This window comes from Streptomyces sp. NPDC039423 (genome assembly GCF_055598725.1).
The window spans coordinates 538,495-555,037 of record NZ_JBVKAH010000001.1 but is presented as its reverse complement, the minus strand read 5'-3'; the positions used below and the strand labels follow the sequence as shown (position 1 = coordinate 555,037).

Here is a 16,543-nt window from a genome sequence, read left to right as displayed (position 1 = left end):
TGAGCGCGGGCCGCCGTGTCGTGCGCCGGCCCGCGCCGCCGCCCTGGACCACCCGGGCGACGGCGTGCGGGTCCACGCGGTGGGGTGGGAGCCCGGTCAGGCCTGGCCCTCCACCACCTTCGGGTCCATCCAGATGACCTCCCACAGGTGGTGGTCGGGGTCCTGGAAGGAGCGGCCGTACATCGTGCCGTAGTCCTGCGGCTCATTGGCGGCGGACCCGCCGGACGCCAGCGCGGCGTCGCACAGCCGGTCGACCCGCTCCCGGCTGTCGGCGCTCAGCGCGAAGATCGCCTCGGTGGTGCGCGCCGCGTCCGCGACGTCCTTCTTGGTGAAGTCCTTGAAGCGCGGCTCGGTGAGCAGCATGACGAAGATGGTGTCGCTGATGACCAGGCACGCGGTCCTGTCGTCGCTGAACTGCTCGTTGAAGGAGTAGCCGAGCTTGCTCCAGAAGGCCTTCGAGGTCTCGAGGTCCTTCACCGGCAGGTTCACGAAGATCATCTGGGGCATGGTCGTCTTCTCTTCTCTCGTGTGTGTCGCTGTCGGGGGGTAGACCGGGGAGTCCGGCACGATTCATCGGTGCGCGAGCAACCCCTCGGGAAGAACTTCGCCCCACTCGGCGTCCCCCGCCACTCCACCCACCCGGGCGCCGGGCCCGGGCCCGGCGCGGTTCCGGCCGGGAACCGCCCCCGCGCCGAAGCAGCAGGGCTCCGCCGCTTCCGCTTCACCGGCCGTTGATGCACCGTCCATGAGGGACTCCTAGGTTCCGGAAGCGCGCGGCCCCGTCGCCCGACCGGCGCGGCGGGAGGGTCACACACCCTTGGAGTGACAAGTGGAACGTCGCAGTTTCCTGCGTGGAGCGGTCATGGGCGGCACGGTGGCGGCCTTCGGCGGCACCCTGATGCAGGGCGCGGCCTACGCGGCCCCGGCCCAGCCCGGCCCGGGCCCCTACGGGGCGCTCGGCGCGGCGGACGCCAACGGCATCCAGTTGCCCGCCGGCTTCACCAGCCGGGTGATCGCCCGCTCCGGCCAGAAGGTCGGGCCGACCGCGTACACCTGGCACAACGCCCCCGACGGCGGCGCCTGTTTCGCCGACGGCACGGGCTGGATCTACGTGTCGAACTCGGAGATCAACCCGGGCGGCGGCGCGAGCGCCGTGACGTTCTCCTCGACCGGCGCCATCACCGGCGCCTACCGCATCCTGTCGAACACCCGGCAGAACTGCGCCGGCGGCAGGACCCCGTGGAACACCTGGCTGTCCTGCGAGGAGGTCAGCCTGGGGTACGTGTACGAGACCGACCCGTTCGGCGTGAACGGGCCCGTGCGCCGGGACGCGATGGGCCGCTTCAAGCACGAGGCGGCCGCCGCCGACCCCGTGCGCAAGGTCGTGTACCTCACCGAGGACGAGACCAACGGCTGCCTGTACCGCTTCGTCCCCACCACCTGGGGCGACCTGTCCGCCGGCACCCTCCAGGTGCTGAAGGCCGGCACCGCCGCCTCCGGCAGCTTCACCTGGGTGACCGTGCCGGATCCGGACGGCTCCCCCGCCTACACCCGTGACCAGGTCTCCGGCGCCAAGCGGTTCAACGGCGGCGAGGGCTGCCACTACGCCAACGACACCGTCTGGTTCACCACCAAGGGCGACAACCGCCTCTGGCAGCTCGACCTCACCGACAACACCTACGAGCTGGCCTACGACGACTCGCTGGTCAGCGGCGGCACCGCCCCGCTGACCGGCGTGGACAACGTCACCGGCTCGTCCTCCGGCGATCTGTTCGTCGCCGAGGACGGCGGCAACATGGAGATCTGCGTCATCACGCCCGACGACGTGGTGGCGCCCTTCCTGCGGATCAACGGCCAGTCCGGCTCGGAGATCTGCGGCCCGGCCTTCTCGCCGGACGGCAAGCGGCTGTACTTCTCCAGCCAGCGGGGCACCACCGGCAGTTCGTCGGGCGGCATCACCTACGAGGTGACGGGGCCGTTCCGCGCGTAACGCCGCCGCTGCTGGAGCTGTCCGGGCTGGGTGCCGCCCCCGTGCAGGAGGGCGGCGCCCAGTGGCGTCAGGGTGTGCAGGACGGAGCTGCCCTGGCGGAGGGTGACCACCAGGCCGGCGTCGCGCAGCACGCCCGCGTGCTGGCTGGCGGAGGCGAGGGACACCCCGGCGCGGCGGGCCAGCTCGCTGGTCGTACCGCCGTGCCCTATGGCCCTGAGGACCGCGCACCGGGTGTGCCCGACGAGCCGGCCCAGCGGGGACGCCCCGGGCTCGCCGGGGCCCGGGGCGGGCGCGTCGGTGTGCGTCACGGGGTAGACCAGCACGGGCGGCAGCTCGGGGTCCCGGAGCACCACCGGGGTGCCCCGGCAGAAGTACGACGGCTGGAGCAGCAGGCCCCGCCCGTCCAGGTGCAGCTCACGGTCGACGGGGTAGTCCGCCTCCAGCACGGGCGCGCGCCAGCGCAGCACCGGCGGCAGGGAGGCGAGCAGTTCGTCGGCGCCGCCGTCGAGGAGGGCGCGCCCGCGCACCGCCCGGTCGGCCTCGACGCGGGCCTCGATGTGCGCCCAGTACGGCTCGACGGCGGCCCGGTGGTAGCCGCGCAACGCCCCGACGAGGCGTCCGAACGGCTCCTGGCGGCCCTCGGCGAGGTCGCGGGCCCAGGCGGGCAGCGGGGCCGAGCCGGGCCGGGAGGCGGCCAGCAGGGCCAGTTCGGTGTGGACCCGGGCCGGCGGGGTGGCCCGCACCGCCTGGAGTCCCGCGTCGAGGCCGTCGAGGCCCTGGGGAGGCGTGAGGAAGTCGGGGAAATAGCCCCGGGTCGGCACGAGCGCGCCGAGGAGCCTCGTCTCGCCGTTCAGCCGCGTCCGGGATTCCGAGCGCCACGCTCCGTAGACCAGGGCGCCGCGCCGGTCCCGCAGCCGGTGAAAGCTGAGAATCGTCTCCCACAACGCGTCGGGCCGGGCGGCCATCCTGACCCCCGCGAGGTCGTCCCCGGTGAAATGAATACGCAGCACTGAACCCACCCCTGTTGCATCCGCAATCACCCCCCGCCAATGAGTATGCATGCCATCACAGGCCGTCACCACGGCATTTCAGCCACAGTTGAAACGCATCGCGGAGACCGGGGGTGAACCGAAAAGCTGTACGCCGTCGGGCAGGAAACCTTCAGGACCGAGGTGACGTGGTGAAGACCGTGGGGGGCTTCGCGCGTCCGGCGGCGGACCTGAAAGGTTGCGGCTCTCCCGCCCGGCAGGGGTAATGGGGCGCGGTCGGCGGGTGGGGATCCGGTGGCCGCGCTCCGCCCGTTCTTTGCGGGATGAATCAGCACATTCAGCCGACATTGGCCGGTACATTGACCTGACATAAAGGTCCGGTGTTCAACAGCCCGGAATTCAACCGGCCGCAATGCAACAGGAACCCGCATTCCTCCCCGGGGACCCCGCGCGGGCCCGGGCTCCCCGCGTCCCTCGGCCCCCGGCCCCTCGGCCCCCGGCCCCGGCTCCCCACGGCACCCGGCCCCTGGTTCCTGGCCCCCGGACGGCTCCCCCGGTCGGCTCCCCCGGACGCACGACGACGGGGCGGACACCTCCGCACAAGGTGTCCGCCCCGTCCTTCATGGATACCGGAGCCGCCGCCGATCGGTGAGGGTCGGGGACCGACGGCGGCTCCGGTGGCTCATGGCGCCGTGGCCGTCCGGGCGTGGACGGCCACGGCCCTGGTTCAGCGGCTGTCGCTCCCGCTGGACTGCGCGGCCGCGCGGCCCGCCTCCAGGCGCGCCACCGGGATCCGGAACGGCGAGCAGGAGACGTAGTCCAGGCCCACCTCGTGGAAGAAGTGCACCGACTCCGGGTCACCGCCGTGCTCGCCGCAGACGCCGAGCTTGATGTCCGGGCGGGTGGCCCGGCCGGCCTGGACCGCGCTGCGCACGAGCGCGCCGACGCCGTCCTTGTCGATCGTCTCGAACGGGCTGACGCCGAAGATGCCCTTCTCCAGGTACGCGGTGAAGAAGCTGGCCTCCACGTCGTCCCGGGAGAAGCCCCACACCGTCTGGGTGAGGTCGTTGGTGCCGAAGGAGAAGAACTCGGCGCACTCGGCGATCTGACCGGCGGTCACGGCGGCGCGCGGCAGCTCGATCATCGTGCCGAGCGCCAGCGTCAGCTCCACGCCGGTCTGCGCCTGCACCTCGGCGATGACCTGCTCGGCCTCGTCGCGGACCAGCTCCAGCTCCTGGACCGTGCCGACCAGCGGGATCATGATCTCGGCGCGCGGGTCGCCCTTGGCCTCGACGCGCTGGGCGGCCGCCTCGGCGATGGCCCGCACCTGCATGGTGAACAGGCCGGGGATGACGAGCCCGAGGCGTACGCCGCGCAGGCCCAGCATCGGGTTCTGCTCGTGCAGCCGGTGGACGGCCTGGAGCAGCCGCAGCTCGTTCTCGTGCGGCTCCTTGCGGGCCTCGGCGAGGGCGACGCGCACCGACAGCTCGGTGATGTCGGGCAGGAACTCGTGCAGCGGCGGGTCCAGCAGGCGGACCGTGACGGGCAGGCCGTCCATCGCCTCGAACAGCTCGACGAAGTCCTGCTTCTGGAGCGGCAGCAGGGCCTTCAGGGCGTCCTCGCGCTCCTCGTCGGTGTCGGCGAGGATGAGCCGCTCGACGTACTCGCGCCGCTCGCCGAGGAACATGTGCTCGGTGCGGCACAGGCCGATGCCCTGGGCCCCGAAGCGCCGCGCCCGCGAGGCGTCCTCGGCGTTGTCGGCGTTGGCCCGTACGCGCAGCCGGCGTACCCGGTCCGCGTACGCCATGATCCGGTGCACGGCCTGCACCAGCTCGTCGGCGTCGTCGGCGCCGGCATGCATCCGGCCCTCGAAGTACTCGACGACCGGGGACGGCACGACGGGCACCTCGCCGAGGTACACCTTGCCGGTGGAACCGTCGATGGAGACCACGTCGCCCTCCTCGACGACGTGCCCGCCGGGCACGGTCATCCGGCGGCGCTTGGTGTCGACCTCCAGCTCCTCGGCGCCGCAGACACAGGTCTTGCCCATGCCGCGCGCCACGACGGCCGCGTGGGAGGTCTTGCCGCCGCGCGAGGTCAGGATGCCCTCGGCGGCGATCATGCCGTCCAGGTCGTCGGGGTTGGTCTCCCGGCGGATCAGGATGACCTTCTCGCCGGACCGGGACCACTTGACGGCGGTGTACGAGTCGAAGACGGCCTTGCCGACCGCCGCGCCGGGCGAGGCGGCGATGCCGCGCCCGACCTGCTGGACCTCCGCCTTCTCGTCGAAGCGGGGGAACATGAGCTGGGCGAGCTGGGCGCCGTTGACGCGCTGGAGCGCCTCCGCCTCGTCGATCAGGCCCTGGTCCACGAGCTGCGTCGCGATCCGGAAGGCGGCACCGGCGGTGCGCTTGCCGACCCGGGTCTGGAGCATCCAGAGCTGGCCGCGCTCGATGGTGAACTCGATGTCGCAGAGGTCCTTGTAGTGGTTCTCCAGCGTCTCCATGATCTGCATGAGCTGGTCGTACGACGCCTTGTCGATCGACTCGAGGTCGGCCAGCGGCACCGTGTTGCGGATGCCGGCGACGACGTCCTCGCCCTGCGCGTTCTGGAGGTAGTCGCCGTAGACGCCCTGGTGGCCGGAGGCGGGGTCGCGGGTGAAGGCGACGCCGGTGCCGGAGTCGGGGCCGAGGTTGCCGAAGACCATGGAGCAGACGTTGACCGCCGTGCCGAGGTCGTGCGGGATGCGCTCCTGGCGGCGGTAGAGCTTGGCGCGCTCGCCGTTCCAGGAGTCGAAGACGGCCTTGATGGCCAGGTCCATCTGCTCGCGCGGGTCCTGCGGGAAGTCGCGGCCGGCCTCGGCCTTGACGATCTTCTTGAAGTGCTTGACCAGCTTCTTCAGGTCGCCCGCGTCGAGGTCGGTGTCGACGGTGACCTTCTTGGCGGCCTTGGCATCCTCCAGGGCCTCCTCGAAGAGCTCGCCGTCGACGCCGAGGACGGTCTTGCCGAACATCTGGATCAGGCGCCGGTAGGAGTCCCAGGCGAACCGCTCGTCCCCGGCCTGCTTGGCCAGGCCCTCGACGGACTTGTCGGAGAGTCCGATGTTGAGGACGGTGTCCATCATGCCGGGCATGGAGAACTTGGCGCCGGAACGGACGGAGACCAGAAGCGGGTTGTCGGCCTGGCCGAGCTTCTTGCCCATCTTCTCCTCGAGGGCGTCGAGGTGCGCGGTGACCTCGTCGCGCAGCTCGACCGGCTCGTCGCCGCTGTCGAGGTAGACCTTGCAGGCCTCGGTGGTGATGGTGAACCCGGGAGGCACGGGAAGACCCAGGTTGGTCATCTCGGCGAGGTTGGCACCCTTACCGCCGAGCAGGTCCTTCAGGTCCTTGTTGCCCTCGGTGAAGTCGTACACGAACTTCTGATCTTTGTTTTCCGACACGGGTCTCGACTCCTCGAGGACTCGGTGGCTGCCCTGACGGCGAGGAACATACCCAGATCGAAGGCTTCTGGGTACGTACGCCTACCCGTCATACGGCCTTAACCACCCGTCCGCCACCAGATCGAAAGTGACCGCGCGGTAGGTTTTCCGGCCCGACTCCTTCAGCCTCCGAATGAGCTTTGACTCAAAGCTGGGGGTAACCGCTCAAGTGAGCGTCTAGTCAGGCACTTGCGTTCAACTTGTGAACACAAAAAGGGTGGCACTGAGTGCCACCCTTTGAGAAGTGCATCCGCCGATTTGGCGCTCATCTGAGCACAACCCCTATCAGGGGTGGCGAGAATCACGCCCTGCTGGAGCGCGGGATTCCAGTATCCGGACCGGTCCGGCACAGCCTCCGGGCAGCCTCCGGCACCCCCTCGCCCCACCCGGCGCGGGTCACCCGCCGGAGGTGTCCAGTTCGGCGTCCGCGCTGACGGCAGCGCAGTCGTAGGGGTCCTTGAGCCACCCGTCCGGCAGTACCACCCGGTTGTTCCCGGACGTCCTGCCGCGCGGCCCGTCCGCCCCCACCGGCCACGCCTGATCCAGGTCCAGCTCGCTCAGCTGAGCGCGCAGCTCGTCCAGCGACGAGGTCACCGCCAGCCGCTTGCGCATCTCCGAACCGACCGCGAACCCCTTCAGGTACCAGGCGACGTGCTTACGGAAGTCGATGACGCCCCGGGTCTCGTCGCCGATCCACTCCCCCAGCAGCCGGGCGTGCCGCACCATCACGTCCGCGACCTCGCGCAGGGTGGGCGTGGCCGCCGTCCCCGCCCCCTCGAAGGCCGCCACCAGGTCGCCGAAGAGCCACGGCCGCCCCAGGCAGCCGCGCCCGACGACGACGCCGTCGCACCCGGTCTCGCGCATCATCCGCAGCGCGTCGTCCGCCGACCAGATGTCGCCGTTGCCGAGGACGGGGATCTCCGGGACGTGCTCCTTGAGCCGGGCGATGGCGTCCCAGTCGGCCGTGCCGCCGTAGTGCTGGGCGGCGGTGCGGCCGTGCAGGGCGATGGCCGTCACGCCCTCCTCGACGGCGATGCGGCCCGCGTCCAGGAAGGTGATGTGGTCGTCGTCGATGCCCTTGCGCATCTTCATCGTGACCGGCAGGTCCCCGGCGTTCGAGACCGCCTCGTTGAGGATCGCCCGCAGCAGCGGCCGCTTGTAGGGCAGGGCGGAGCCGCCGCCCTTGCGGGTGACCTTGGGCACCGGGCAGCCGAAGTTCAGGTCGATGTGGTCCGCGAGGTCCTCGTCGACGATCATCCGGACCGCCTTGCCGACGGTCACCGGGTCCACGCCGTAGAGCTGGATCGAGCGGGGCGTCTCGGTCTCGTCGAAGTGGATGAGCTGCATGGTCTTCTCATTGCGCTCGACCAGCGCCCGTGTCGTGATCATCTCGCTCACGAACAGCCCCTTCCCGCCGCTGAACTCGCGGCACAGGGTGCGGAAGGGGGCGTTGGTGATGCCGGCCATCGGCGCGAGCACCACCGGCGGCTGCACGGTGTGCGGCCCGATGGCAAGAGGACTGAACGCGGTCATGCCCCCCATTGTCGCCCACGTAACGAGGAGGTCGTTAGTTAGGCGTACTTTGGATATATGCCCGAGTCCACCGACCGCCGGCGGCTGCTGGTCCTCGCGATCTGCTGCATGAGCCTGCTGATCGTCAGCCTCGACAACACCGTCCTGAACGTCGCCCTGCCCTCCATACGGCGGGAGCTGCACGCGACCGTCGCCGGGATGCAGTGGACCATCGACGCGTACACCCTCGTCCTGGCGTCGCTGCTGATGCTCGCCGGCTCCACCGCCGACCGGATCGGCCGGCGCAAGGTCTTCATGGCGGGGCTCGTCCTCTTCACGATCGGCTCGGTCCTCTGTTCCCTGGCGCCGAACCTGCCCGCCCTGATCGCCTTCCGCACGGTGCAGGCGGTGGGCGGCTCGATGCTCAACCCGGTCGCCATGTCGATCATCACCAACACGTTCACCGAGCCACGCGCGCGTGCCCGGGCCATCGGCGTCTGGGGCGGTGTGGTGGGCATCTCCATGGCGGCGGGCCCCCTGGTCGGCGGGGTGCTCACCGACTCGGTCGGCTGGCGCTCCATCTTCTGGATCAACCTGCCGGTCGGCCTGCTCGCGCTGTTCCTCACCTTCCGGTACGTCCCCGAGTCCCGCGCGCCCCGGCCGCGCCGGGTGGACCCGGTCGGCCAGTTGCTCGTCATGGTGTTCCTGGGCTGTCTGACGTACGCCATCATCGAGGCGCCCGTGTCCGGCTGGACCTCGCCGACGATCACGGGCTTCGCGGCGGCGGCCGCGCTCGCGCTGATCGCCCTGGTGCTGTACGAGCCCCGGCGCGCGGAGCCGCTGATCGACCTGCGCTTCTTCCGCAGCGCGCCGTTCAGCGGGGCGACAATCATCGCGGTGTGCTCGTTCGCCGCGCTGGGCGGGTTCCTGTTCATCAACACCCTGTACCTCCAGGACGTACGGGGGCTCACCGCGCTGCACGCCGGGCTGTACATGCTTCCCATGGCGGCGCTCACCCTGGTCTGCGCGCCCGTGTCCGGGCGGATGGTGGGCAGCCGGGGCCCGCGCCTGCCGCTGCTGGTCGCGGGCGTGACGATGACGGCGAGCGGCGTGCTGTTCGCGGCCTTCGAGGCCGAGACGTCCACGCCGCTGCTCTTCACGGGGTACGTGCTCTTCGGCCTCGGCTTCGGCATGGTGAACGCCCCCATCACCAACACGGCCGTCTCGGGCATGCCCCGCGCCCAGGCGGGCGTCGCCGCCGCCGTCGCCTCGACCAGCCGGCAGATCGGCCAGACGCTGGGCGTCGCGGTCATCGGCGCCGTCCTGGCCGCCGGCGTCGCGCCCGCCTCGCACACGACCGGCTTCGTCGCCGCGAGCCGCCCCGCCTGGTGGATCATCGCCGCCCTCGGATTCCTCGTCCTCCTCGTCGGCACCGCCACCACCGGCCCCTGGGCCCGCACCACCGCCATCCGCACGGCCCGCCGCCTGGAGGAGCCGGAGACCCTGCCCGTCCCGCACTGAGCACCGGCACGCGCGCGGGCGCCGGCACGCGCGAGGCACCGGTTACGCGAAAAGGCCCGGACCGCCCCGTACGAGGGGTGGTCCGGGCCTTCGGCCCGCGCCGTGCGACATATCGCCGTGCGCGGTCCGGTCAGGGCCGGGCGGTCAGCCGGTCTGCTGCTCGTCGCCCAGTGCGCGTTCGCGCATCTTGCGCAGGAGCTCCTGCTTCTGGTCGGCCGCGGCGCGGCGGTCGGCCGCGCGGGCGGGGGCGGAGCCCTGCTGGTCGGCGCGGGACAGCTTCTTCCGCTGTCCGCCTACGCCGAGAAGGTTGTTACGGCTCTTGGCCACGGGTTCTCCATCGTGGTGAGAAGTGGTTCCGCTCGGGGCGCGTGGGGGGCGGGCGGTCGGACCCGCCGCACTCTCACTCGTAGATCGGAAGGAATGGCATGAGGTGACGGTACCCCGCCGCAGGACACCCCGGCACCCACTTTTCCCGTGACATGACTGCTGACAGATATTGAAATCTGTCAGCAGTCATGTCACTGTGGTGGAGGTATCCCGCCCCCACCCCCCTCCCGACCTCCCGAGGAGTCCGCCATGCCCTCCCCGCTCCCCTCCCGCACCCTCGGCACCACCGGCCCCCGGGTCTCCGCCCTCGGCCTCGGCTGCATGGGCATGTCCGCCCTGTACGGCGAGGCCGACCGCGCCGAGTCGATCGCCACGATCCACGCCGCCCTCGACGCGGGCGTCACGCTCCTGGACACCGGCGACTTCTATGGCATGGGGCACAACGAGCTGCTGATCAACGAGGCCCTGCGCACCGCCCCCGCCGCCTCCCGCGAACGGGCCCTGACCAGCGTCAAGTTCGGCGCCCTGCGGACCGTCGAGGGCGGCTTCACCGGCTACGACGGCCGCCCGGCGGCGGTCAAGAACTTCGCCGCGTACTCGCTCCAGCGCCTCGGCACCGACCACATCGACGTCTACCGCCTCTCCCGCCTGGACCCCGACGTCCCGGTCGAGGAGACGGTCGGCGCCATCGCCGAGCTGGTGGAGGCCGGGCACGTACGCCACATCGGCCTGTCCGAGGTGGGCGCCGGTACGCTGCGCCGGGCGGCGGCGGTCGCCCCGGTCGCCGACCTCCAGATCGAGTACTCGCTCCTCTCCCGCGGCATCGAGCACGAGATCCTGCCGACCGCGCGTGAGCTGGGCATCGGCATCACGGCGTACGGGGTGCTGTCCCGCGGCCTGATCAGCGGCCACTTCACCCACGACCGCGCCCTCGCGCCCGGCGACTTCCGCGCCATGAGCCCCCGCTTCCAGGGGGAGAACCTGCGCCACAACCTCGGCCTGGTCGACCGGCTGCGCGAGGTCGCCGAGCGCAACGGCGCCACCGTCGCCCAGACCGCCATCGCCTGGGTGCTCGCCCAGGGCGACGACATCGTGCCGCTGGTCGGCGCCCGCCGCCGCGACCGGCTGGCGGAGGCCCTCGGCGCCCTGGACGTCACGCTCGGCGCCGGCGACCTCGCCGCCGTCGAGGCGGCCGTCCCGGCGGGCGCGGCGGCCGGCGACCGTTACGCGGCGGCCCAGATGGCGCACCTGGACAGCGAGCGATGACCGGTCCCCCGGGCCCGGTACCTTCAGGGGCATGAGCACCGAAGCCCTGACCCCGGATCGCATCCTCGAAGCCACCGAGGAGGTGCTGCGGCGCTACGGCCCCGGCAAGGCGACGGTGGTCGACGTGGCCCGGGCCCTTGGTGTGAGCCACGGCAGCGTCTACCGCCACTTCCGCACCAAGGCGGCGCTCCGCGAAGCCGTCACCGAGCGCTGGCTGGAGCGGGCGGTGACCGAGCTCGCCCCCTTCGCCGACGGGCCCGGCCCGGCCGCCGAGCGGCTCACCGGCTGGCTGAGGACGCTGTTCGCGGCCAAGCGCCGCAAGGCCGGCGCCGATCCGGAGCTGTTCGCGACGTACGAGGTGCTGATCGGCGAGAGCAGCCGGGTGGTGGCCGAGCACGTGGACCACCTCGTGGGGCAGCTCGCCCGGATCATCGAGGACGGCCACCGCCGGGGCGAGTTCGCCGCTCCGCCGAGCGCGGGAGGCGGCTTCACCGCCACGGCCCGTGCGGTCTTCGACGCCACGGACCGCTTCCACGACCCGGTGCACGCCGCCGACTGGACGGACCCCGGCATCGACGCCGCGTTCGACGCCGTCGTCTCCCTCCTGCTGCGCGGCCTGCGCGCCTGAGACCGGCCGCGGGGACGCGAGCACGCGGAAGCCCCCGGCTCCCAAGGGAACCGGGGGCTGCACCGCACGCGCGGTGGAGGGTCAGCAGCCGAGCAGGCGGCTGCCCAGGTAGCCCTGGATCTGGTCCAGGGAGACGCGCTCCTGCTTCATGGTGTCGCGCTCGCGCACGGTCACCGCGTTGTCGTCGAGCGTGTCGAAGTCGACCGTCACGCAGAACGGCGTGCCGATCTCGTCCTGGCGGCGGTAACGGCGGCCGATGGCGCCCGCGTCGTCGAACTCGATGTTCCAGTTCTTGCGCAGGTCGGCCGCCAGGCCCTTGGCCTTCGGCGAGAGCTGCGGGTTGCGGGAGAGCGGCAGCACCGCGACCTTGACCGGCGCGAGGCGCGGGTCGAGGCGCATCACGGTGCGCTTCTCCATCACGCCCTTGGCGTTGGGGGCCTCGTCCTCGTTGTACGCGTCGAGGAGGAACGCCAGCATCGCGCGGCCGACACCGGCGGCGGGCTCGATGACGTACGGCGTCCAGCGCTCGCCGGCCTCCTGGTCGAAGAACGACAGGTCCGTGCCGGAGGCCTTGGAGTGGGCCGACAGGTCGTAGTCGGTGCGGTTGGCGACGCCCTCCAGCTCGCCCCACTCGCTGCCGCCGAACTGGAAGCGGTACTCGATGTCGGCGGTGCGCTTGGAGTAGTGGGAGAGCTTCTCCTTGGGGTGCTCGTACCAGCGCATGTTCTCCTCACGGAGACCCAGGTCGCGGTACCAGTTCCAGCGCTGCTCCATCCAGTATTCCTGCCACTGCTCGTCCTCGCCCGGCTTGACGAAGAACTCCATCTCCATCTGCTCGAACTCGCGGGTGCGGAAGATGAAGTTGCCCGGAGTGATCTCGTTCCGGAAGGACTTGCCCATCTGCGCGATGCCGAACGGGGGCTTCTTGCGCGAAGTCTGCTGCACCTGGGCGAAGTTGGTGAAGATGCCCTGGGCGGTCTCGGGGCGCAGGTAGGCGACGGAGCCGGAGTCCTGGGTCGGGCCGAGGTGCGTGGAGAGCAGGCCGGAGAACTGCTTGGGCTCGGTGAAGGTGCCCTTGTTGCCGCAGTTGGGGCAGCCCAGGTCCTTCAGGCCGTTCTCGGGAAGGCGGCCGTGCTTCTCCTCGTACGCCTCCTCCAGGTGGTCCGCACGGAAGCGCTTGTGGCAGGAGGTGCACTCGGTGAGCGGGTCGGTGAACGTGGCGACGTGGCCGGAGGCCTCCCAGACCTCGGACGCCAGGATCACCGACGAGTCGATACCGACGACGTCCTCGCGCGAGGTGACCATGTAGCGCCACCACTGGCGCTTGAGGTTCTCCTTGAGCTCGACACCCAGCGGCCCGTAGTCCCAGGCGGCCCGCTGACCGCCGTAGATCTCACTGCACGGGTAGACGAAGCCACGGCGCTTGCTCAGGTTGACGATCGAGTCGATCTTGTCGGCGGCCACTGTGCTCTCTTCATAACGACGATGGCGAACGGCGAATGCTTCAGGTTACCGGCGCGCGCACCCCTGGGATCAAATCGGTGGGTGGCCGGGGCCACGTACCCCCTTTGTTGACAATCGTTTCCAGTATTGTTGAAAATGAATCCCATGAACGTACGACGCCTCATACCCACCACCGCCGTCGCCGGAGCCGTGGCCCTCGGCCTGGTCACGCTCTCCGCCTGCGGGGGCTCCACCGGCTCCGCCGCGGGCGACGACGGCAAGCTGGACGTGGTGGCGTCGTTCTACCCGATGCAGTTCCTGGCCGAGGAGATAGGCGGCGACCACGTCTCCGTCACCACCCTCACCAAGCCCGGTGTCGAGCCGCACGACCTGGAGCTGAAGCCGCGGCAGATCGGCGAGCTCGGCGAGGCGGACTACATCCTGTACCTCAAGGGCGTCCAGCCCGCCGTCGACGACGCCATCAAGCAGGCGGGCGTCGAGCACACCGTCGACGCCGGCACCCTCACCACGATGGAGAAGCACGGCACCGCCACCGGCGGCCACACCCACGAGGGCGAGGAGCACGCCGACGAGCACGGCGACCACCACGCCGAGGACGAGGGAGAGGCCGGGGCCGACCCGCACATCTGGCTCGACCCCGTGAAGTACGCCGAGGTCGCCAAGGGCGTCGGCGCCTCGATGGCGAAGGCCGACCCGGACAACGCCGCGGCCTACGAGAAGAACACCGCCGCTCTCGTCAAGAAGCTCGACGGCCTCGACGCCAGGTTCGCGGGCGGCCTCAAGAACTCCGCCACCAAGACCTTCATCACCACCCACTCCGCCTTCGGCTACCTCGCCGAGCGGTACGGCCTGGACCAGGAGGGCATCTCCGGCGTGGACCCCGAGTCCGAGCCGAGCCCCGCCCGGATCAAGGAGCTCCAGGACACCGCGAGGAAGGACAAGGTCACCACCGTCTTCTTCGAGACGCTGGCCAGCGACAGGACCGCGAAGACCCTCGCCCGGGACACCGGCCTCAGGACGGACGTCCTGGACCCGCTGGAGGGAATCACGGACACGTCCAGGGGTGCTGACTACATCGAGGTCATGGAGTCCAATCTCGCCGCGCTCCAGAAGGCCCTCGGCGCCAAGTGACACACATGGGAGGCAGCGACGTGAGCAGAGAGCCGGCCATATCCGAGCCCGTCATCACCCTCGGCGGAGCCACCGCCTCGCTGGGTTCCCGCCCCGTGCTGCGCGGGGTCGACCTCACCGTCCGGCGCGGTGAGGTCGTCGCCCTGCTCGGCGCGAACGGCTCCGGCAAGTCCACCGCCGTGCGGTCCGTGATCGGCCAGGTCCCGCTGACCAGCGGGTCCGTGGAGCTGTTCGGCACGGAGCTGCGACGGTTCCGCGACTGGGCGCGCGTCGGGTACGTCCCGCAGCGCACCACCGCCGCCAGCGGCGTCCCGGCCACGATCCGCGAGGTCGTCTCGTCGGGCCGGCTGTCCCGTACGCGGCTGGGGTGGCCCTCCAGGGCGGACCGGGCGGCCGTGGAGCGGGCCATCGAGCTGGTGGGGCTCGCCGACCGCGCCAAGGACTCGGTGAGCGCCCTGTCCGGCGGCCAGCACCAGCGGGTGCTGATCGCCCGGGCCCTCGCCGCCGACCCCGAGCTGCTGATCATGGACGAGCCGATGGCGGGCGTCGACCTGGCCAGCCAGGAGATCCTCGCCTCGACGCTGCGCGAGCAGGTCGCGGAGGGGGCGACCGTCCTGCTCGTCCTGCACGAGCTGGGCCCGCTGGAGCCGCTGATCGACCGCGCGGTCGTGCTGCGGGACGGCTGCGTCGTCCACGACGGGCCGCCGCCGAGAGCCGTCGGCCAGCACGCGCTGCCCGGCCACGACCACGTACATCCGCACGCGGCCGACGAGCCGCTCCGCACGGGACTGCTGACCTGACATGGAAATCCTCCAGCTCGCCTTCATGCAGCGCGCGCTGCTCGCGGCCGTCCTGGTCGGCATCACGGCCCCGGCCGTCGGCATCTACCTGGTCCAGCGCCGGCAGGCCCTGATGGGCGACGGCATCGGCCACGTCGCCATGACCGGCGTCGGACTCGGGTTCCTGCTGTCCACCAACCCGGTGTGGATGGCCGCGGCCGTCTCGGTCGCCGGCGCCATCACCATGGAGCTGATCCGGGCGTACGGGCGCACCCGCGGCGACATCGCGCTGGCGCTGCTCTTCTACGGCGGCATGGCCGGCGGCGTCATGCTGATCAACCTGTCGCCGACCGGCTCCAACGCCAACCTCAACTCGTACCTCTTCGGCTCCCTGTCCACGGTGTCCGAGGAGGACGTCGCCGCCATCTGCGCGCTGGCGGCGTTCGTGATCCTCGTCACGGTGGGGCTGCGGCGCCAGCTCTTCGCCGTCAGCCAGGACGAGGAGTTCGCGCGGGTGACCGGGCTGCCCGTGCGAGCGCTAAACCTGCTGATCGCGGTCACCGCCGCGGTGACCGTCACGGTCGCCATGCGGGTCGTCGGGCTGCTGCTGGTCAGCGCCCTGATGGTGGTGCCGGTCGCGGCGGCGCAGCAGCTCACCCGGAGCTTCCGGATGACGTTCGCGCTGGCGGTCCTCATCGGTACGGCCGTGACCCTGGCCGGCACGGTGACGTCCTACTACCAGGACGTGCCGCCCGGCGCGACGATCGTCCTGCTGGCCATCGCGGTGTTCATCGTGCTGACCGCCCTGGCCGCGCCCCTGGCCCGGCGCCGTGCCCGGGCCGCCGAACCCGGGTCCGCCGACGCCTGTGACGTGGCCGTCGACGGCACCCGCGGCCCGGCGGCCGGCGACGTCACGGCCGGGAAGGTCTGACGCGGGACTGCCGGGCCCCTCGGCGGGGCCTGGCAGAATGGCCCGACGTACGTGTGAGCGGGCCGAGTGTTGAGGAGGCACCTGTGGCGATGGCTGGAACCCCCGGCGTGCGCGGCCGGTCGACCCGGCAGCGAGCTGCCGTGTCGGCGGCGCTGAACGAGGTGGACGAGTTCCGCAGCGCGCAGGAGCTGCACGACATGCTCAAGCACCGCGGCGACTCGGTGGGCCTGACGACGGTCTACCGCACCCTTCAGTCCCTCGCCGACGCGGGCGAGGTCGACGTGCTGCGCACCAGCGACGGCGAGGCGGTCTACCGCCGCTGCTCCAGCGGCGAGCACCACCACCACCTGGTGTGCCGCATGTGCGGCAAGGCGGTGGAGGTCGAGGGCCCCGCGGTGGAGCAGTGGGCCGAGACGATCGCCGGCGAGCACGGCTTCGTGAACGTGGCGCACACGGTGGAGATCTTCGGTACGTGCGCGGAGTGCGCCGCCAAGTGACACGGACGGCCGCCGCGTGACGCCGTACGC

15 protein-coding genes are annotated in these 16,543 nt (G+C 71.3%); 9 read left to right on the top strand and 6 right to left on the bottom strand.

The genetic code is table 11. From position 1 onward, the window contains the following. Positions 1-96: 96 nt before the first annotated feature. Positions 97-507, bottom strand: a complete 411-nt coding sequence (locus ACZ7LK_RS02400; protein ID WP_392276453.1) for a VOC family protein — start codon at positions 505-507, stop codon at positions 97-99. 69 nt (positions 508-576) lie between these two features. Here ACZ7LK_RS02400 and ACZ7LK_RS02395 point away from each other — a divergent pair, with 69 nt between their 5' ends. Continuing rightward, positions 577-735, top strand: coding sequence for a hypothetical protein (locus tag ACZ7LK_RS02395; RefSeq protein WP_469464973.1), 159 nt, complete (start codon positions 577-579; stop codon positions 733-735). Positions 736-829: 94 nt separating this feature from the next. Then, entirely contained in the window at positions 830-1,990 is a 1,161-nt protein-coding gene (locus tag ACZ7LK_RS02390) for a PhoX family protein (protein WP_471138004.1), read from the top strand. On the opposite strand, the gene ACZ7LK_RS02385 is transcribed toward ACZ7LK_RS02390, so the two are convergent. The 3 genes from ACZ7LK_RS02385 to dusB all read right to left on the bottom strand — a co-directional run bounded on the left by ACZ7LK_RS02385 (position 1,960) and on the right by dusB (position 7,990). Beyond that, positions 1,960-3,000: an ArsR/SmtB family transcription factor gene (locus ACZ7LK_RS02385; RefSeq protein ID WP_392276450.1), complete on the bottom strand. Its 1,041-nt coding sequence runs from the start codon at positions 2,998-3,000 to the stop codon at positions 1,960-1,962. The two genes, ACZ7LK_RS02390 and ACZ7LK_RS02385, sit on opposite strands and share 31 nt — an antisense overlap. Before the next feature lie 706 nt (positions 3,001-3,706). Continuing rightward, positions 3,707-6,418, bottom strand: coding sequence for a pyruvate, phosphate dikinase (gene ppdK / locus ACZ7LK_RS02380; RefSeq protein WP_471138002.1), 2,712 nt, complete (start codon positions 6,416-6,418; stop codon positions 3,707-3,709). A gap of 435 nt (positions 6,419-6,853) precedes the next feature. Further along, positions 6,854-7,990 carry a tRNA dihydrouridine synthase DusB gene (gene dusB / locus ACZ7LK_RS02375; RefSeq protein WP_469465155.1) on the bottom strand — a complete coding sequence of 379 codons (1,137 nt, stop codon included), beginning with the start codon at positions 7,988-7,990 and terminating at the stop codon, positions 6,854-6,856. Positions 7,991-8,047: 57 nt separating this feature from the next. Between dusB and ACZ7LK_RS02370 the strand changes: the two genes are divergently transcribed. Continuing rightward, complete coding sequence (locus ACZ7LK_RS02370; RefSeq protein WP_392276447.1) at positions 8,048-9,490, top strand: MFS transporter; 1,443 nt, start codon at positions 8,048-8,050, stop codon at positions 9,488-9,490. A gap of 144 nt (positions 9,491-9,634) precedes the next feature. Here the strand turns inward: ACZ7LK_RS02370 and ACZ7LK_RS02365 are convergent, their stop codons facing one another. After that, complete coding sequence (locus ACZ7LK_RS02365) at positions 9,635-9,817, bottom strand: DUF6243 family protein (protein WP_392276446.1); 183 nt, start codon at positions 9,815-9,817, stop codon at positions 9,635-9,637. 249 nt (positions 9,818-10,066) lie between these two features. Here ACZ7LK_RS02365 and ACZ7LK_RS02360 point away from each other — a divergent pair, with 249 nt between their 5' ends. Both ACZ7LK_RS02360 and ACZ7LK_RS02355 read left to right on the top strand, forming a co-directional pair. Then, complete coding sequence (locus tag ACZ7LK_RS02360) at positions 10,067-11,083, top strand: aldo/keto reductase (RefSeq protein WP_392276445.1); 1,017 nt, start codon at positions 10,067-10,069, stop codon at positions 11,081-11,083. Between the two features lie 31 nt (positions 11,084-11,114). Further along, positions 11,115-11,711, top strand: coding sequence for a TetR/AcrR family transcriptional regulator (locus ACZ7LK_RS02355; RefSeq protein WP_469465154.1), 597 nt, complete (start codon positions 11,115-11,117; stop codon positions 11,709-11,711). An 81-nt stretch (positions 11,712-11,792) separates the two neighbouring features. On the opposite strand, the gene ACZ7LK_RS02350 is transcribed toward ACZ7LK_RS02355, so the two are convergent. Further along, the gene (locus ACZ7LK_RS02350; RefSeq protein ID WP_189551384.1) at positions 11,793-13,175 is read right to left on the bottom strand and encodes a glycine--tRNA ligase; all 1,383 of its coding nucleotides are present in this window, start codon (positions 13,173-13,175) and stop codon (positions 11,793-11,795) included. A gap of 144 nt (positions 13,176-13,319) precedes the next feature. On the opposite strand from ACZ7LK_RS02350, the gene ACZ7LK_RS02345 reads away from it, so the two are divergent. The 4 genes from ACZ7LK_RS02345 (at position 13,320) to ACZ7LK_RS02330 (ending at position 16,513) form a co-directional block, all read left to right on the top strand. Continuing rightward, complete coding sequence (locus ACZ7LK_RS02345) at positions 13,320-14,306, top strand: metal ABC transporter substrate-binding protein (RefSeq protein ID WP_392276443.1); 987 nt, start codon at positions 13,320-13,322, stop codon at positions 14,304-14,306. A 5-nt stretch (positions 14,307-14,311) separates the two neighbouring features. Next, positions 14,312-15,106, top strand: a complete 795-nt coding sequence (locus tag ACZ7LK_RS02340; RefSeq protein WP_392276442.1) for a metal ABC transporter ATP-binding protein — start codon at positions 14,312-14,314, stop codon at positions 15,104-15,106. A gap of 1 nt (position 15,107) precedes the next feature. Continuing rightward, entirely contained in the window at positions 15,108-16,016 is a 909-nt protein-coding gene (locus tag ACZ7LK_RS02335) for a metal ABC transporter permease (protein WP_392276441.1), read from the top strand. 89 nt (positions 16,017-16,105) lie between these two features. Further along, positions 16,106-16,513, top strand: coding sequence for a Fur family transcriptional regulator (locus ACZ7LK_RS02330; protein WP_198943973.1), 408 nt, complete (start codon positions 16,106-16,108; stop codon positions 16,511-16,513). Positions 16,514-16,543 lie beyond the last annotated feature (30 nt).

Coding starts and splice junctions, on each gene's coding strand:
- ACZ7LK_RS02370 (WP_392276447.1), top strand. CDS start 8,048: ATGCCCGAGTCCACCGACCGCCGGCGGCTGCTGGTCCTCGCGATCTGC.
- dusB (WP_469465155.1), bottom strand. CDS start 7,990: ATGACCGCGTTCAGTCCTCTTGCCATCGGGCCGCACACCGTGCAGCCG.
- ACZ7LK_RS02355 (WP_469465154.1), top strand. CDS start 11,115: ATGAGCACCGAAGCCCTGACCCCGGATCGCATCCTCGAAGCCACCGAG.
- ACZ7LK_RS02335 (WP_392276441.1), top strand. CDS start 15,108: ATGGAAATCCTCCAGCTCGCCTTCATGCAGCGCGCGCTGCTCGCGGCC.
- ACZ7LK_RS02330 (WP_198943973.1), top strand. CDS start 16,106: ATGGCTGGAACCCCCGGCGTGCGCGGCCGGTCGACCCGGCAGCGAGCT.
- ACZ7LK_RS02360 (WP_392276445.1), top strand. CDS start 10,067: ATGCCCTCCCCGCTCCCCTCCCGCACCCTCGGCACCACCGGCCCCCGG.
- ACZ7LK_RS02340 (WP_392276442.1), top strand. CDS start 14,312: ATGGGAGGCAGCGACGTGAGCAGAGAGCCGGCCATATCCGAGCCCGTC.
- ACZ7LK_RS02345 (WP_392276443.1), top strand. CDS start 13,320: ATGAACGTACGACGCCTCATACCCACCACCGCCGTCGCCGGAGCCGTG.
- ACZ7LK_RS02400 (WP_392276453.1), bottom strand. CDS start 507: ATGCCCCAGATGATCTTCGTGAACCTGCCGGTGAAGGACCTCGAGACC.